Annotated in this window: 11 protein-coding genes; 7 read left to right on the top strand and 4 right to left on the bottom strand. The window is 70.2% G+C overall.

Annotation, left to right across the window (positions count from 1 at the left end; genetic code table 11):
• The 7 genes from ABZ459_RS16170 (at position 1) to ABZ459_RS16140 (ending at position 7,857) form a co-directional block, all read left to right on the top strand.
• Positions 1-1,374 carry an ABC transporter permease subunit gene (locus ABZ459_RS16170; protein ID WP_357971026.1) on the top strand — a complete coding sequence of 458 codons (1,374 nt, stop codon included), beginning with the start codon at positions 1-3 and terminating at the stop codon, positions 1,372-1,374.
• Positions 1,371-2,270 carry a carbohydrate ABC transporter permease gene (locus ABZ459_RS16165; protein ID WP_357971025.1) on the top strand — a complete coding sequence of 300 codons (900 nt, stop codon included), beginning with the start codon at positions 1,371-1,373 and terminating at the stop codon, positions 2,268-2,270. The genes ABZ459_RS16170 and ABZ459_RS16165 overlap by 4 nt, the downstream gene beginning before the upstream one ends.
• An 82-nt stretch (positions 2,271-2,352) precedes the next feature.
• The gene (locus ABZ459_RS16160) at positions 2,353-3,726 is read left to right on the top strand and encodes a M1 family metallopeptidase (protein WP_357971024.1); all 1,374 of its coding nucleotides are present in this window, start codon (positions 2,353-2,355) and stop codon (positions 3,724-3,726) included.
• 69 nt (positions 3,727-3,795) lie between these two features.
• Complete coding sequence (locus tag ABZ459_RS16155) at positions 3,796-4,473, top strand: uracil-DNA glycosylase (protein WP_357971023.1); 678 nt, start codon at positions 3,796-3,798, stop codon at positions 4,471-4,473.
• A gap of 10 nt (positions 4,474-4,483) precedes the next feature.
• On the top strand, positions 4,484-4,813 hold the full coding sequence (locus ABZ459_RS16150; RefSeq protein ID WP_352320347.1) for a hypothetical protein: 330 nt from the start codon (positions 4,484-4,486) through the stop codon (positions 4,811-4,813).
• 281 nt (positions 4,814-5,094) lie between these two features.
• Positions 5,095-5,385, top strand: a complete 291-nt coding sequence (locus ABZ459_RS16145; RefSeq protein WP_357971022.1) for an MTH1187 family thiamine-binding protein — start codon at positions 5,095-5,097, stop codon at positions 5,383-5,385.
• A gap of 870 nt (positions 5,386-6,255) precedes the next feature.
• Entirely contained in the window at positions 6,256-7,857 is a 1,602-nt protein-coding gene (locus tag ABZ459_RS16140) for an FAD-dependent monooxygenase (protein ID WP_357971021.1), read from the top strand.
• A gap of 118 nt (positions 7,858-7,975) precedes the next feature.
• Here ABZ459_RS16140 and ABZ459_RS16135 read toward each other — a convergent pair whose 3' ends face one another.
• The 4 genes from ABZ459_RS16135 to glgX all read right to left on the bottom strand — a co-directional run bounded on the left by ABZ459_RS16135 (position 7,976) and on the right by glgX (position 15,126).
• On the bottom strand, positions 7,976-8,941 hold the full coding sequence (locus ABZ459_RS16135; RefSeq protein WP_357971020.1) for a hypothetical protein: 966 nt from the start codon (positions 8,939-8,941) through the stop codon (positions 7,976-7,978).
• 246 nt (positions 8,942-9,187) lie between these two features.
• Positions 9,188-10,900: a malto-oligosyltrehalose trehalohydrolase gene (gene treZ, locus ABZ459_RS16130; RefSeq protein WP_357971019.1), complete on the bottom strand. Its 1,713-nt coding sequence runs from the start codon at positions 10,898-10,900 to the stop codon at positions 9,188-9,190.
• Positions 10,890-13,040, bottom strand: a complete 2,151-nt coding sequence (gene treY / locus ABZ459_RS16125; protein WP_357971018.1) for a malto-oligosyltrehalose synthase — start codon at positions 13,038-13,040, stop codon at positions 10,890-10,892. Before treY ends, treZ begins: the two co-directional genes overlap by 11 nt.
• Positions 13,033-15,126: a glycogen debranching protein GlgX gene (gene glgX, locus ABZ459_RS16120; protein ID WP_357971017.1), complete on the bottom strand. Its 2,094-nt coding sequence runs from the start codon at positions 15,124-15,126 to the stop codon at positions 13,033-13,035. The genes treY and glgX overlap by 8 nt, the downstream gene beginning before the upstream one ends.
• Positions 15,127-15,603: the final 477 nt, after the last annotated feature.

Here is a 15,603-nt window from a genome sequence, read left to right as displayed (position 1 = left end):
GTGACCGAACGGTTGGACGGCCCGGCGGCCCCGCCCGCGAAGATCGCGGGCGGGCCTTCCGCAGGACCGGCTGAAACCCCCCGTACGAGACGACGCCTCGGCCCATCGCCGGCGGTCGCCATCGCCTTCCTCCTGCCGGCAGCCCTGCTGCTCGGCGTCTGGGTGGTCTACCCCATCGTCTACTCCATCTTCCGCAGCCTGTTCGACGCCTCGGGCAGCGGGTTCGTGGGGCTGGGCAACTACGCAACGATCTTCAGTGACAACGGCATGCTCGTCACGATCCGCAACAACCTCATCTGGGTGGTCGTGGCGCCGATCGTGGTCACCACGATCGGCCTGATCTTCGCGGTGCTGACCGAGCGCATCAAGTGGGCGACGGCGTTCAAGCTGATCGTGTTCATGCCCATGGCGGTCTCGCTGATGGCCGCGGGCGTCATCTTCCGCCTGGTGTACGAGGAGAGCCCCGACAAGGGCCTGGCCAACGCCGTGCTCACCACCGTGCACGACACGTTCTCCTCCTCCAAGGGCTACCCCGAGGCCCGGCCGCGCGGCGGCGACGAGTCTCCCGTGACCGAGCAGAACGGCGCGGTCGTCACCAAGGAGCCCGCCCAGGCGGGCCGGCCGGTGCTGATCCCGATCGTCGGCGTCAAGCCGCAGACCATGCCGTCCAACGCCCAGACCGCCCGCGCCCCCTCGGGCGACGGCCTGTCCGGGACCGTCTGGTTCGACTTCACCCAGGGCGGCGGCGGCCAGAGCGGCGCGGTCGACCCCACGGAGAAGGGCCTGCCCGGCATCACCGTCGAGGCGGTCCAGAACGGCAAGGTGGCGGGCACCGCCACGACCGCCGACGACGGCACGTTCCGCTTCGACGGCCTGCCCGCGGGCTCCTACGTCGTACGGCTGCCGGAGTCGAACTTCCAGGCCAGCTACGGCGGCCTGACCTGGCTCGGCCAGACGCTCATCACGCCGGCGATCATCGGCGCGTTCGTCTGGGTGTGGGCCGGGTTCGCGATGGTGCTGATCGCCGCCGGCCTCGCCGCCATCCCGCGGGACGCCCTGGAGGCCGCCCGCATCGACGGCGCGACCGAGTGGCAGGTGTTCCGGCGGATCACCGTGCCGCTGCTGTCGCCGGTGCTGCTCGTCGTCTTCGTGACGATGATCATCAATACGTTGAAGGTCTTCGACCTGGTCTACATCATCGCGCCTGCCTCGGTTCAGCCGCAGTCGAACGTGGTCGCGCTGGAGATGTGGCGCGTGTCGTTCGGCGGCGGGAACAACCAGGGGCTCGGCAGCGCACTCGCGGTGTTCCTGCTCATCCTGGTCCTCCCCTTCATGATCATGAACATCCGCCGGTTCAGAAGGGAAGACACATGACGACCGCGACCGTGAACGCGTCTCACGGACTGGAGGCGGGCGCGCCGCGCAGGGGCGTGGCGAGCAGGATCGTGGACCGCCTCGGTGGCGGGGCCGTCCAGGTGGTCATGATCGTGCTCGGCCTGTTCTGGCTGGTGCCGACGCTGGGCCTGCTGGTCGTCTCCCTGCGCACGGTGAAGGTGAACAACGCCGAGGGCTGGTGGACGATCTTCACCAAGCCCGCCGAGCTGACCCTGGCCAACTACAAGAACCTGCTGGCCAGCGGCTTCACCTCGTCGTTCTGGAACACGGTGGCCATCACCGTGCCGACCACGATCCTGGTGATCGGCATCGCGGCCATGGCGGCGTACGCGTTCGCGTGGATGGAGTTCCGCGGCCGGGACACGGCGTTCCTGGTCGTGGTGGGCCTGCTGATCGTGCCGATCCAGATCGCGCTGATCCCCGTCGCCGCCTTCTACGGCGGTGTCGGGATCTTCGGCACGATCCCCGGCGTGGTGCTGTTCCACACGGCGTTCGGCCTGCCGTTCGCCATCTTCCTGCTGCGCAACTTCTTCGTCGGCATCCCGGCCTCGCTCCTGGAGGCCGCCAGGATGGACGGCGCACCCGAGTGGAAGATCTTCGCCCAGGTCGTGTTCCCGCTGGGCAAGCCGGCCATCGCCTCGCTGGGCATCTTCCAGTTCCTGTGGGTGTGGAACGACATGCTCATCGCGCTCGTGTTCGCCAACACCGACAACCAGCCGATGACCAAGGCCCTGCAGTCCCAGATGCGGCAGTTCGGATCGAACGTCGACATCCTCTCCTCCGGGGCGTTCCTGTCACTGATCATCCCGCTGGTGCTGTTCTTCGCCTTCCAGCGGTACTTCGTCCAGGGCATGATGGCCGGTTCCGTCAAGTAGGCCATTCCCGGCGGGCGCCCGCCTCCCGAGGGGGGCAGGCGGGCGCCCGTAACACGTCCTTCCGGACCTCCGATGATTGTTCATGAAGCGTCTTCTCGCCCTCGCCGCAGCAGCCTTCATCTCCCTCCCCCTCACCCCCGCCGCCGCGCTCGGCGGCACCCCGGGCGCGCCCGGGGCGGGCGACCCGTACTTCCCCGGTCAGGGGAACGGCGGCTACGACGTCGGCCACTACGACCTCGCCCTCGACTACGACCCCTCCTCCAACGTCCTGACCGGCGTCGCCACCGTCACCGCCCGCGCCACCCAGGCGCTGAGCCGCTTCGACCTCGACCTGTCCGGCTCGCTGTCCGTACGCTCGGTCACCGTGGACGGCAGGCCCGCCGCCTTCACCCGCAGCGGCGACGAACTGGTCGTCACCCCCGCCGCCGCGCCGGCCTCCGGGCAGAATTTCTCCGTCGTCGTCCGGTACGACGGCAGGCCCACCCATGTCCTCGACCCCGACGGCTCCAGGGACGGCTGGATCAGGACCAGCGACGGCGTCTTCAACGCCAACGAGCCGCAGGGCGCGATGACCTGGTACCCCGGCAACCATCACATGTCCGACAAGGCGACGTACCGGTTCGCGGTGACCGTGCCCAGCACGAGGGTCGCGGTGGCCAACGGCGACCTGGTGACCAGGACGTCGGCCGGCGGCCGGACCACCTACGTGTGGGACGCCCGCGAACCCATGGCCAGCTACCTGACCACGGTGTCGATCGGCAAGTTCCAGCTCACCGACACCAGGTCCGGCGGCTACCGGGTGATCACCGCCGTGGATCCCAAGCTCGCCGGCACGGCGACCGACTTCGCCGCCCGTCACGCCCCCGTCCTGGACTACTTCAGCTCGATCTTCGGCCCCTACCCCTTCTCCTCCACCGGCGGGATCGTGGACCACGAGCCGAACGTCGGCTACGCCCTGGAGACCCAGACCCGGCCCATCTACCCCGTGGTGCCCGGCGAGTCGCTGCTCGCGCACGAGCTGGCCCACCAGTGGTTCGGCGACTCGGTGACGCCCACGTTATGGCGGGACATCTGGCTGAACGAGGGATTCGCGACGTACGCGGAATGGCTCTGGCTGGAGAAGATCGGCAGCCGGACCGTGCAGACGTCCTTCGACGGCGTCTACGCCAGGCCCGCCGACGACGAGTTCTGGCAGACGCCCACCGCCGACCCCGGCGGCGCCGCCGCCCTCTTCCACGACCCCGTCTACGACCGCGGCGCGGCGACCTTGCACGTCCTGCGCCGGACCGTCGGCGACACCGCGTTCTTCACGATCCTGCGCACCTGGGCGAACGACCACAAGTACGGCAACGCCGACACCGCCGCCTTCGTCGCCCTGTCCGAACGCGTGTCCGGCAGGCAGCTCGACGCCCTCTTCGACGCCTGGCTCTTCCAGCCCGGCAAGCCGTCGTTGTGATCATTCCGGTACGGCCTGCGCGTCCGTTTGGGCGGCAAGCCGTACCAGACCTAGATAAGCTTCACGGCCATGGCCGGTCGTCCTTTGCATGAAGTCGTCGAAGCCGGATGGGCTCAGGCTCTTGAGCCCGTATCCGAGCAGATCTCCTTGATGGGTGAGTTCCTGCGCAACGAGATCGCCGAGGGCAGGCAGTACCTGCCCGCGGGCCCCAATGTCCTGCGCGCGTTCAACCAGCCCTTCGACGACGTCAAGGTGCTGATCGTGGGTCAGGACCCCTACCCCACGCCCGGCCACCCCGTCGGGCTGTCGTTCTCGGTGGCGCCCGAGGTGCGGCCGCTGCCCGGGAGCCTGCTCAACATCTACAAGGAGATGGAGTCCGACCTCGGCCTCCCCCGCCCCGCCAACGGCGACCTGACCCCGTGGGCCGAGCAGGGCGTGCTGCTGCTCAACAGGGTCCTGACCGTCATGCCGGGCAAGCCCGCCTCCCACCGGGGCAAGGGCTGGGAGCAGGTCACCGAGCAGGCCATCCGCGCCCTCGTGGCCCGCGACAAGCCGATGGTCGCCATCCTGTGGGGTCGCGACGCCCGCAACCTCGCGCCCATGCTCGGCAGCGTGCCGCGCATCGAGTCGGCGCATCCGTCCCCGCTGTCGGCGCGCAGCGGCTTCTTCGGCTCGCGGCCGTTCAGCCGCGCCAATGAGCTGCTCACCCAGCAAGGCGCCGCACCTGTCGAGTGGAAGCTGCCCTAGCATCGTCGCCATGAGTGATGAACCGAAATACCTGCGCCTTACGGTCGAGCTGACCGTGGAGGTGCTCGACGTGAACGCGCTGCAGGCGGCGGCGCTGGCCGAGATCCGGCATCCCGACGCCGACCTCAGCGACGAGGAGCGCTCCGAGCAGGCCGACCTCGTCAACTCCGACGAGACCGGCGCCTCCGCGCTCCAGTGGCTGATCGAGCCGGACCACGTGCTGCAGCTCGTGGACCACATCACCGAGATCGAGCCGCGCGAGGCCGTTCTCGGGGTGGAGCCGTCCGAGGGGCCGAGCGAGGACGAGGACGAGGACCACCACGACCACGACCACGCGTGACCTCTCACACGTGACGTGACGTGACGTGACGTGACGTGACGTGACGTACGTCGACCGGCCACGGCGCCCCACCCGCGCCGTGACCTCCGACGTACGGCGACCGGCCACGGCGCACCATCTGCGCTGCGGCTCCGTCGCACGGCGCCGGCCACGGCGCCCACCGCGTCGTGACCTCTGACGTACGGCGATCAGCCACGACGCCCCACCCGCGTCGTGGCTCTTCGCTCCCGGCTACGATCGTCTCGTCCAGGCTTTTTCCGCTCTCCGAGGGATCTGTCGCCATGATCGTGGCCTTCTCCATCACCCCGCTGGGCGTCGGCGAAGGGGTCGCCGAACCGGTCGCCCGCGCCGTCAAGGTGGTCCGCGAGAGCGGCCTGCCCAACCACACGGACGCGATGTTCACCACGATCGAGGGCGAATGGGACGAGGTCATGGACGTCGTCAGGCGCGCGGTCGACGCCGTCTCCGAGGTCGCCCCGAGAGTCAGCCTGGTCCTCAAGGCCGACCTCCGCCCGGGCGTGACGGACGGCATGACCACCAAACTCCAAAGCCTCGAACGCCACCTCTCCTGACCCACCTCCCCGCCACCAAGCTTCCAAGCAGAACACCTCAGCCCCAAGCCGCTCCCCCAGAAGCCGCCCCCAGCCAGCACCTCAACACCTGACCGCCCGCCCAGAGGCCGTACGCCATCGGCATGTGGCTGGTCGGGAAGGCGGGCGGCAGTCGACCAGCGACAGCCCGCACCGCATGGGAGCTCTCGGCCGCATCCTCGTAAGCTTGAGCCCCCATTCGGGCACACAGTGAGAAGCCCCGCAACGGGCACGTAGCGTGCAGCCCCCGCGGCGGACACAGGGCGGAAAGCCTCCCGTAGCGGACACGTGGCGAGGAGCCGCCAACGCAGGCACGTGGCACGCAGCTCCCGCAGCGGGCACAGGGCGGAAAGCCTCCCATAGCGGCACGTGACGAGGAGGCCCGAAGCGGGCACGTGGCACGTCGCACGCAACCCACACAGCCGGACATGGCGAGAACCCCCATAGCGGGACATGGTGAGGCGCCCGTAGCGGGCATGTGGCGCGCAGCCCCGCGCGCACAAGGCGGGAAGTCTCCCGTAGCGGGCACGCGATGAGGAGCCTCGCAGCGGGTACGTAGCGCGGAGCCCCGGAGCGAACACGTGGCGCGGAGGCCCGTAGCAGGGGCGTGGCGCTGAAGGTCGTCTTGACGTGTTGCAAGCCTGTCCCGGCGATGTCGGCGCTGCTCGGTTCGCGGGCGGGGCGGACGCCGGCCGTTTGACCCCGTGCTCAGGAGGCGTCGTGCTTCCAGGTGGTCTGAGAGCTCCGATGAATGGCGGGATTCGCGATATGTCTTGACCGTCTCCGTAAACGCGACATATCGTGTCGCTTGATCAGTGAACGCGATACTACGTGTGCCCGGAGGTGGAGGCAATGAGACAAGAGCGAGTGCCCGTGCTGGTGGTCGGCGGTGGGTACGCGGGCCTGAGCGCTGCCGCGCTGCTGGCCTGGCGCGAAGTGCCCGTCATTCTGGTCGAGCGGCACCCGAGCACGTCCATCCAGCCCAAGGCGTTCGGCATGGGACCGCGAGCCGTCGAGTTGCTGCGGCCGCTTCCGGGGATCGAGCAGACGTTCGCCGACATCTGGATCGGCATCGGCGACTCCATGCGCATCGCGATCGCCAAAACGCTGGCCGACCCCGACCCACAGATGATCTTCGAGGACTCGGGCGACTTCGACGCCCTCGCCGACCTCACCCCCGTGCCCCGCGTGGGCGCCCCCCAGTCGGAGGTCGAGCGGGTGCTGCGCGCCTACGCCGACGAGCTCGGCGCCGACCTGCGCTTCTCCACCGAGCTGATCTCCCTCGACCAGGACGACGACGGCGTCACCGCCGTGATCCGGGCCGCCGACGGCGAAGAGAGCATCGTACGGGCCGACTACGTGGTGGCGGCCGACGGCCACCGGAGCACGCTGCGCGAGCGGCTGGCCGTGCCCACCTCCGGCAGGGGTGATCTCGTGCAGATGCGCTCGATCATGTTCGACGCCGACCTGACCGGCCTGGTGAACGAGCGCGAGGTCATCGTCTGGTACCTGCACAACGACGCGTTCACCGGCGTCATCGTGACCGGCACGGGCGTCGGCGCGCACGTGCTCGGCATCAACCAGGCCCCCTCCCCGGACGGCGGCGCCGACGCGCTCACCGAGGAACGCTGCGTCGAGCTCATCCGCGTCGGAACCGGCATCCCGGACCTGGACGTGCAGGTGCTGGACACGGCGACGTTCAGCCTGGCGCACGTCGTGGCCGACACCTTCCGCGCCGGACGCGTCTTCTTCGCCGGCGACGCCGCCCACACCATGCCGCCCACCGGCGGCCAGGGCGGCAGCACCGCCCTCCAGGACGGCTGCGACATCGCCTGGCGCCTCTGGCTGGTGATCAGCGGGCAGGCCGGCCCCGGCTTCCTGGACACCTACGACGCCGAACGCCGCCCGATCGGTGCCCTGACCGCGGACGCCCAGCTCGCCAATCTCAGCGTGCGGATGCCCGTGGACGAGCGCTCCGACTACCCCGAGCCCCTGGAGGACTTCCTGCAGGCGATGCTCGGCTACCGGTACCACTCCGCCGCCGTCCTGGAGGAGCCCGGCGACGACGGCTCGCTCCTGGAGGACCCGCGCACCCCGAGCGGCCGCCCCGGCAGCCGCGCCCCGCACGTCGTGCTCGACTGGGAGGGGCAGCGCATCTCGACCATCGACCTGTTCGGCTCGGGTTTCGTCCTGCTGGCCGACAAGAGTGGCGGCCAGGTCTGGATGGACGCCGGCCGCGTGGTCAAGGAGCGCCTGGGCGTGCAGCTCACCCGCATCCTGGTGGACGACGAGCTGGTGGACGTGGAGGGCCGCTGGCGGGAGCGGTACGGGGTGCGGGAAGGCGGCGCCGTCCTGGTGCGGCCCGACGGGTATGTGGCCTGGCGCGCCCCTCGCCCCACGGCGGACCCCATGTCCACGCTCGACCAGGCCCTCACCCGGATCCTGCACCGCTGACCACCTGCCTCTCACTGGACCGGCGCCCCGACGACATTCGCCGGGGTCGTGAAACGTGCTCATGAGCGGGGAGGCACGTACGTGCTCCAGGGGTCTGACCGTCTCGCGGGGGCGGGGATCAGGCGGCGAGGGCCGGGCGGGCGGGGTGGTCGACGGAGGTCAGGTCGAGGCTGCCGGTGGTGCGGAGCCAGTCGTTGACCGAGCCGGTGAAGCCGGACGGCGGCCCCACCTTGAGACGGGTGAGCCGGCCGCAGCCGGGGGCGGGGCCCACCTTCAGGCGGCGGATGGCGCTCGAGCTACCCGGCTCGCCGAGGTCGGCGTCGCATGGGGTCAGCCGTACGCCGAACGGCGGGACGCCCCGGAGGGCGCCGGACGGCCGGATCCGGAGCAGGTCGTCGATCTCGTGGCAGGTGGCCAGCGGGTGCGCCCGCAGATGGGCGAGCTGGTCGGCGACCAGGCGATGGGCCACCGATCGGAGCAGGGCGGTCGCGCACAGGCTGTGGGCGCAGGCGGCGCCGTCGAGGGTGATCTCCGGCAGCGCGAAGCGGCTCAGCCCGCGCGAGGTGACGCGCAGGCAGTCGCAGGCGGCCGTCTCGGACGGGTCCCATGGGGGGCAGGTGGCGTCGTCGCGCATCTGCACGTTCCAGGTGAGCCAGTCGTCGCCGAGGCGGAAGTCTCCTGGCTCGCCCGGCGACCTCGGGCAGGCGGGCACGGCCGAGGCGGTCGACGGGTCGATCAGCAGGCCGTCGCACTGGCGGGCGAGGGCGCGGGCCACGGCTCTGGCGGTCTGCACGTTGCCGGGCAGGCGGCGTGGGGGCGCGGTGGTGGACACCAGCACGTGTTGCCCGGCTCGGCGCAGCCGCCGTCGTTCGTCGCCCGTGAGGGTGAGCCCGGCCGGTCGCCAGGGGGCGGGAGCATGGGTGACGGTCAGGGACGGCGGGGTGTCGAGCGCGTCACGGGCCGCCTTCCGGTACGGCCCGGGGACGCGCCAGGGCACGAACGTGTCGACGTCGAACGGCAGGTGCTCCACGGCTACGACGAACAGTGAGGTCAGCATGGCGGGGAGCGGCAGAACGATCTTCATGAGGTGCCTCGCCTTCGAAACGTGGTGAGGCACCCAGGATCCGGAACCCGGCCCGCCCCGGTGCGGCCGAACCCCGTTCTGGGGACAACCCCGCCGACCGGCCCCCAGCCTGTGGACAACCCCCGGGGAGACACCTGCGCAGCACCGCCCGGCCAGGGGATGGCGCGGGAGATGGAACGAGGGTCTGGCCGGGGAGGCGGGAGGCCGTCAGGGGGTGGTGTGGGGGGGGAGGCGGGAGCCCGGGGGTCAGGGGGTGGTGCGGGTTATGGCCAGGGTTTGGCCGGGGAGGCGGAGGCCGTCGGGGCCGGCGGCGACCGGGTCGTCCGAGGCCAGCAGGAGAATGGCGCCCGCCGGTGGCAACGTCAGCGTCTCCGGCGAGAAGTTGACGCTGACGCACACCGTCCCGCGCCACATGACCAGCCACCTGCCCTCCGGATCGGCCTCCACCCGCACCCGGTCCAGCCGCGGGTCCGACAGCTCCGGCAGCGCCTTGCGCAGCGCGATGAGGTCCCGGTACCAGCACAGCAGGGACCAGTTCTCCTCCTCCTTCAACTCGCTCCAGTCCAGCTTGGAACGCAGGAACGCCTCCTCGTCGGACGGGTCGGGCGCGTCCCAGGCGTACCCGAAGCCGTCGAACTCGCGCTCGCGCCGCGTCCCCTCGCTCTCCCGCAGCTCGGGCTCCACGTGGTCGGAGAAGAACAGGAACGGCGCGCGGGCCCCCCACTCCTCCCCCATGAACAACATCGGCGTGAACGGCGAGGTCAGCAGCAACCCGGCCCCCAGCCTGAGCGCGGACACGGGCAGCCGGTCGCCGCCGGGCCGGTTGCCGATCTGGTCGTGGTTCTGCAGGCAGGCGACCAGCCGATGGCCGGGCACGCCGGTGAAGGGCTGCCCGTGCGCCCGGTCGCGGAAGCTGGAGTAGCCGCCGTCGTGCAGCACGCCTCGGGTCAGCACCCTGGCCAGTGCCGACGGGTCGGCGAAGTCCTCGTAGTAGCCGTGGCTCTCGCCGCTCACGGCGGTGTGCAGGGCGTGGTGGACGTCGTCGTTCCACTGCGCGGTCATCCCCAGGCCGCCGGCCTCCAGCGGGCGTACCATGCGCGGGTCGTTGAGGTCGGACTCGGCGATCAGCGACAGCGGCCGGCCGAGCGAGCAGGCCAGCGCGTCGACCTCCGCCGACAGTTCGGCCAGCAGGTGGCGGGCGCGCCGGTCGTGCAGCGCGTGGACGGCGTCCAGCCGCAGCCCGTCGATGTGGTAGTCGCGCAGCCACTGGACGGCGTTGCCGATGAAGTACCGGCGGACCTCGTCGGACCCCGGCCCGTCCAGATTGACCGCTTCACCCCAATAGCTACCAGCAAAGCCGGAAAAATACGGACCAAAGGGGTGGAGGAAGTTGCCCGACGGCCCCAGATGGTTGTAGACCACGTCCAGGATGACGCCGATCCCGGCCCGGTGGCACGCGTCCACGAACGACTTCAGCCCGTCGGGCCCGCCGTACGTCTCGTTGACCGCGTAGAGGTCGACGCCGTCGTACCCCCAGTTGCGCCCGCCGGGGACGGGGGCGACCGGCATGATCTCCACGAAGTCCACGCAGAGCTCGACCAGGTGCTCCAGCCGCTCGATCGCCGCGGCGAACGTGCCCTCGCCGGTGAACGTGCCGACGTGCAGCTCGTAGATCACCGAGCCGCGCAGGTCGCGGCCCTTCCAGTCGTGGTCGGACCAGGTGAAGCGGTCGTGCTCGTAGACCGCGCTCGGCCCGAACACCCCCTCCGGCTGCCGCCGGGAGCGCGGGTCGGGGTAGGGCCCGCCGCCGTCGAGGACGAAGGCGTACCTGGTGCCGTGGCCGGCCTCGGCGACCTCGGCCCACCACCAGCCTCTCTCCCCCTGGGACATCGGCCGGCGTCCGTCCAGAACGTCGACCTCGACAGCCGTGGCCTTCGGTGCCCAGACCTCAAAGATCATGTCGCTCCAGCAGTGAGACGGGGTACTGATCGAGCAGCCGGGCCAGCGGAACCGTTCCCGAGTGCGGCTCGCCGGTGAGCAGGTCGCGCCAGGATCCGCCGGGCAGCGTCAAGGTGGTGTCGCCCCACACCGAGTGGCCGGCGACCGCGGAGCGGCGCGCGAGGCGTACCGGCAGCCTGGTGGCGACCGCCACCGCCCGCGGGCCCTCGCCCCGGGCGAAGGCGATCGCGTGCTCGGCCGCCTCCCCCTCCGCCCGCAGCGGCAGGTACGGCGCCGCGCCCCCGAGCCGCCTGCGCAGCCGCAACGCCTGCGTCGTGACCAGGAGCTTGGCGGCGTCCCAGGAGGTCTCGGGCTTGCGCGGGTACGTCACGGGCCGCCGGTTGTCCGGATCGACCAGCGAGAAGTCGGTGGTCTCGTTGCCTTGGTACACGTCGGGCACCCCGGGCATCATGAGCTGCACCAGCTTGGCCCCGAGCGAGTTCGACATCGCGAACGGCTCGATGCGCTCGGTGAACTCCTCCACCGGCAGCCGCACGGCGGCCTGCGCGAACTCCCGCAGCCGCCGCTCGTAGCCGGCGTCCGGACGCACCCACGAGATCGCGGTCTTGGCCTCCCGAGCCGCCTTGAGCAGGTAGTCGGTGAGGCGTTCGGCGGAGATCGGCCAGGCCGCCATGAGGTTCTGCCAGGCCAGGTAGTCGAGGTGGGGGTCGAACGAGAGCTCCCGCGACCACTCGGACACCACGGACGCCCACTCCCGGGGCATCTCCGACAACACCGACAACCGGGCGCGCACGTCCTCCGACCGCTTGGTGTCGTGCGTGGACAGGGTCGTCATCGTGTACGGGGACATCTCCCCGCAGAAGTCGTGGAACTGCTCAACCGAGACGCCGAACACGTCCGGCTCGCCGCCCACCTCGTTGAGGCACGACAGCGGGAACCACCGGTACAGCGCGGTGTCCTCGACGCCCTTGGCCATGACCGGCCCGCACGTCTGCTGGAAACGCACGATCGCCTCCGGCGAACCGTACAGGACCTGCTGGACGAGCGGCCGCACGGCGGGCGAGCACTCGGCGGCGGCCAGCTCGACGATCTCCACCGACTCGGGCGGCGGCTCCTCCCCCGGCACCAGGTAGGCGCGGTAGAGCGGCATCGCGGCCAGCAGCTCCGACACCGCGGCCGGTTCGCAGCCGGTGACCCTGGCCAGCCGGTCGACCTCCGCCCCGAAGAACAGGTCGAGCACCTCGCGCTTGGCCTGCGTCATGACCGGACGGTAGTCGTCCGGCTGCCCGGTCAGCTCGCTGAACAGCCGGACCAGCGGCTCCTTGCCCGAGGGGTCGACGAACAGGCCGTTGATCCGGTTGAGCACCTCGTAGCCGGTCGTGCCGTCGCAGGCCCAGTCGGGCTGCAGCCGCTCGGGCCCGATGAGGATCTTCTCCACGACCGTCCAGGGGCCGCCGGTCCGCTCGCGCAGCCGGTCGAGGTAGCCGCGAGGGTCGGCCAGGCCGTCGGGATGGTCGATGCGCAAGCCGTCGACCAGGCCCTCGTCGAGCAGCCAGAAGATCACCTCGTGCGTGGCGAACAACACCGACGGGTCCTCCACGCGCAGCCCGATCAACGAGGACACGTCGAAGAAGCGCCGGTAGCCGGGCCCCTCGCGCCAGTCGACCAGCCGGTAGTGGCCCGGGTGGGGGAAGGCGTGCTCGTGGTAGCGCAGGACGTCGCCGTCGACCACCGGCTCGGTGTCGTCGCCGAGCACCGGCAGCGCCACCTTCCCGTCCACCCACTCGATGTCGAACCAGCCGGCGTACGGCGAGGCGGGGCCGTCCTTGAGCACCGACCAGAACTGGGCGTTCATCGTGTTCATGTGGTTGGGCACGATGTCGATGACGATGCCCAGGTCGTGCGCGGCCAGTTCCTGGGCCATCTCGCGGAAGCCGGTGGCCCCGCCGAACTCCTCCCTGATCCTGGAGTGGTCGACGACGTCGTAGCCGTGCCGCGACCCGGGCGTGGCCTGCAGCACCGGCGACAGGTAGACGTGACTGACGCCGAGGTCGCGCAGGTAGCCGGCGATCTCGGCGACCTGCGCGAAACCGAAGTCGGGGGTGAGCTGCACCCGGTACGTCGAGGCCGGCCTAGACACGGCGCAGCACCCGCACGCTGCGTCCGGGGACCTCGATCGCCTCGCCCGCGCGCACCATCCGCACGTCGAGCCTGATGGGCATCGCGGTGTCGATCTCGGTGTGCCACATCTCGCCGTAGTCCTGGGGGATCGTGAACTTGATCGTGTCGTGGTGGGCGTTGAACAGCAGCAGGAAGGAGTCGTCCCTGATCGGGCGGCCGCGCCGGTCGGGCTCGGTGATGGCGTCGCCGTTGAGGAAGACGGCCAGCGACTTGGCGTAGCCGACGTTCCAGTCGCTGTCGGTCATCTCCTCCCCGGACGGGGTGAGCCAGGCGATGTCGCTCAGCCCGCGTACCGGCCTGCCGTAGAAGAACCTCCTGCGCCGGAAGACCGGATGTTTCTTGCGCAGCGCCGCGAGCTCCTGGGTGAACTCCAGCAGCAGCCAGTTCTCCCTGATGTCGGACCAGTCGACCCAGGTCAGCTCGTTGTCCTGGCAGTAGCCGTTGTTGTTGCCCTTCTGGGTGCGGCCCAGCTCGTCGCCGTGCGAGAGCATCGGCACGCCCTGCGACAGGAACAACGTGGTGAGGAAGTTGCGCTTCTGCTGCTCGCGCAGCGACTCGATGGCCAGGCTCGCCGGGCCCTCCTCGCCGCAGTTCCACGACCGGTTGTCGTCGGTGCCGTCGCGGTTGCCCTCTTTGTTCGCCTCGTTGTGCTTGTCGTTGTACGCGACGAGATCCTGCAGGGTGAAGCCGTCGTGGCAGGTCACGAAGTTGATGGAGGCGGCCGGGCGGCGGCTGTCGTCCTTGTACAGGTCGCTCGACCCGGTGAAGCGGGAGCCGAACTCGGGCAGCGTGGCGGCCTGCCCGCGCCACAGGTCGCGGATCGTGTCGCGGTAGCGGCCGTTCCACTCGGTCCAGCGCGAGGGGAAGTTGCCGACCTGGTAGCCGCCGGGGCCGACGTCCCAGGGCTCGGCGATGAGCTTGACCTGCGACAACACCGGGTCCTGCTGCACCAGGTCGAAAAACGCGCTCAGCCGGTCGACCTCGTGCAGCTCGCGGGCGAGGGTGGAGGCGAGGTCGAAGCGGAACCCGTCGACGTGCATCTCGATGACCCAGTAGCGGAGCGAGTCCATGATCATCTGCAGGACGTGCGGGGAGCGCATGAGCAGGCTGTTGCCCGTGCCGGTGGTGTCGACGTAGTAGCGCTTGTCGTTCTCGACCAGGCGGTAGTAGTTGCTGTTGTCGATGCCCCTGAACCCCAGCGTCGGGCCCAGGTGGTTGCCCTCGGCGGTGTGGTTGTAGACGACGTCGAGGATGACCTCGATGCCCGCCTCGTGCAGGCTGCGCACCATCGCCTTGAACTCCAGCACCTGCCCGCCGCGCTGCCCGGTGCTGGAGTAGCGGTTGTGCGGGGCGAAGAAGCCGATGGAGTTGTAGCCCCAGTAGTTGGACAGGCCGCGCTGCTCCAGGATGTGGTCGGTGACGAACTGGTGCACCGGCATCAGCTCCAGTGCCGTCACGCCCAGCTTGGTGAGGTGGTCGAGGATCTCGGGGTGGCCGAGCGCCGCGTACGTGCCGCGCAGGTGCTTGGGGATCTTGGGATGGCTTATCGTCAGCCCGCGCACGTGGGCCTCGTAGATCACCGTGTCGTGGTACGGCGTCGCCGGCGGCCGGTCGTGCCCCCACCCGAAGAACGGGTTGATCACGATGGACCGCGGCACGTACGGGGCCGAGTCGGCGTCGTTGCGCGTGTCCGGCTGGCCGAACCGGTAGCCGTAGACCGCCTCGTGCCAGTCGACGCCGCCCTCGATCGCCATCGCGTACGGGTCGAGCAGCAGCTTGTTCGGGTTGCAGCGCAGCCCGCGCGCCGGCTCGTACGGCCCGTGCACCCGGTAGCCGTAACGCTGCCCGGGGCCGATGCCGGGCAGGTAACCGTGCCAGATGAACCCGTCGACCTCCGTGAGCGGCACCCGCGACTCGACGTTGTCCTCGTCGAACAGGCACAGCTCCACCGCATGGGCGACCTCGGTGTAGAGCGAGAAGTTCGTGCCCGCGCCGTCGTAGGTCGCCCCGAGAGGATAGGGGTCTCCAGGCCAGATCTCGATCATCGAGGCTCCCTTGCGGTCTCTCCCCATGTTCCGTTCCCCCGCTCCGCCGGACAAGGCCACCCTGTTCCTTCCCACGCGTCCGTCCGGAATACTCCGAAAAATCGAGTGAGCCGCCTCCGACGGCGCGGTGTCGAAGGCGGCTCACGTGTTCGGCCCGGTGGGGGGTGTGGCGTGGTTCACGGATCCGGTGCGCGGCCCCCGCGCACCGGATCCGCACCCACGATCGGGGTGACGCGACGCTGCGTCCCCGATCCCCCGCGATCAGGACGGTCGATCCTCGCTCTGGCAGTAGCGAATGATCGTCACAGCCGGGCCGACGAGCCCCCGTCGGCCCAGCCTTATGTGACGGACGGCCTCTGGTGAGCCATCGCGTCAGGGAATGAACGCGGCATTTCGATCTCTGGTGGTTTGATCAAATCAGCCCCAGGGCATCCCCCTCTCTTACGGCTTGGCTGACTTTTACCCTCCGACGCCGGA

This window comes from Nonomuraea sp. NPDC005692 (assembly GCF_040631115.1).
Lineage (GTDB): Bacteria > Actinomycetota > Actinomycetes > Streptosporangiales > Streptosporangiaceae > Nonomuraea.
Note: the sequence above shows the minus strand (reverse complement) of the source record. Positions and strands in the feature narration are given on the sequence as shown.

Excerpts from the sequence above, each read along its gene's own strand:
- ABZ459_RS16165 (WP_357971025.1), top strand. The coding sequence starts at position 1,371 with ATGACGACCGCGACCGTGAACGCGTCTCACGGACTGGAGGCGGGCGCG.
- ABZ459_RS16160 (WP_357971024.1), top strand. The coding sequence starts at position 2,353 with ATGAAGCGTCTTCTCGCCCTCGCCGCAGCAGCCTTCATCTCCCTCCCC.
- ABZ459_RS16155 (WP_357971023.1), top strand. The coding sequence starts at position 3,796 with ATGGCCGGTCGTCCTTTGCATGAAGTCGTCGAAGCCGGATGGGCTCAG.
- ABZ459_RS16150 (WP_352320347.1), top strand. The coding sequence starts at position 4,484 with ATGAGTGATGAACCGAAATACCTGCGCCTTACGGTCGAGCTGACCGTG.
- ABZ459_RS16145 (WP_357971022.1), top strand. The coding sequence starts at position 5,095 with ATGATCGTGGCCTTCTCCATCACCCCGCTGGGCGTCGGCGAAGGGGTC.
- ABZ459_RS16140 (WP_357971021.1), top strand. The coding sequence starts at position 6,256 with ATGAGACAAGAGCGAGTGCCCGTGCTGGTGGTCGGCGGTGGGTACGCG.
- ABZ459_RS16135 (WP_357971020.1), bottom strand. The coding sequence starts at position 8,941 with ATGAAGATCGTTCTGCCGCTCCCCGCCATGCTGACCTCACTGTTCGTC.
- treZ (WP_357971019.1), bottom strand. The coding sequence starts at position 10,900 with ATGATCTTTGAGGTCTGGGCACCGAAGGCCACGGCTGTCGAGGTCGAC.
- glgX (WP_357971017.1), bottom strand. The coding sequence starts at position 15,126 with ATGATCGAGATCTGGCCTGGAGACCCCTATCCTCTCGGGGCGACCTAC.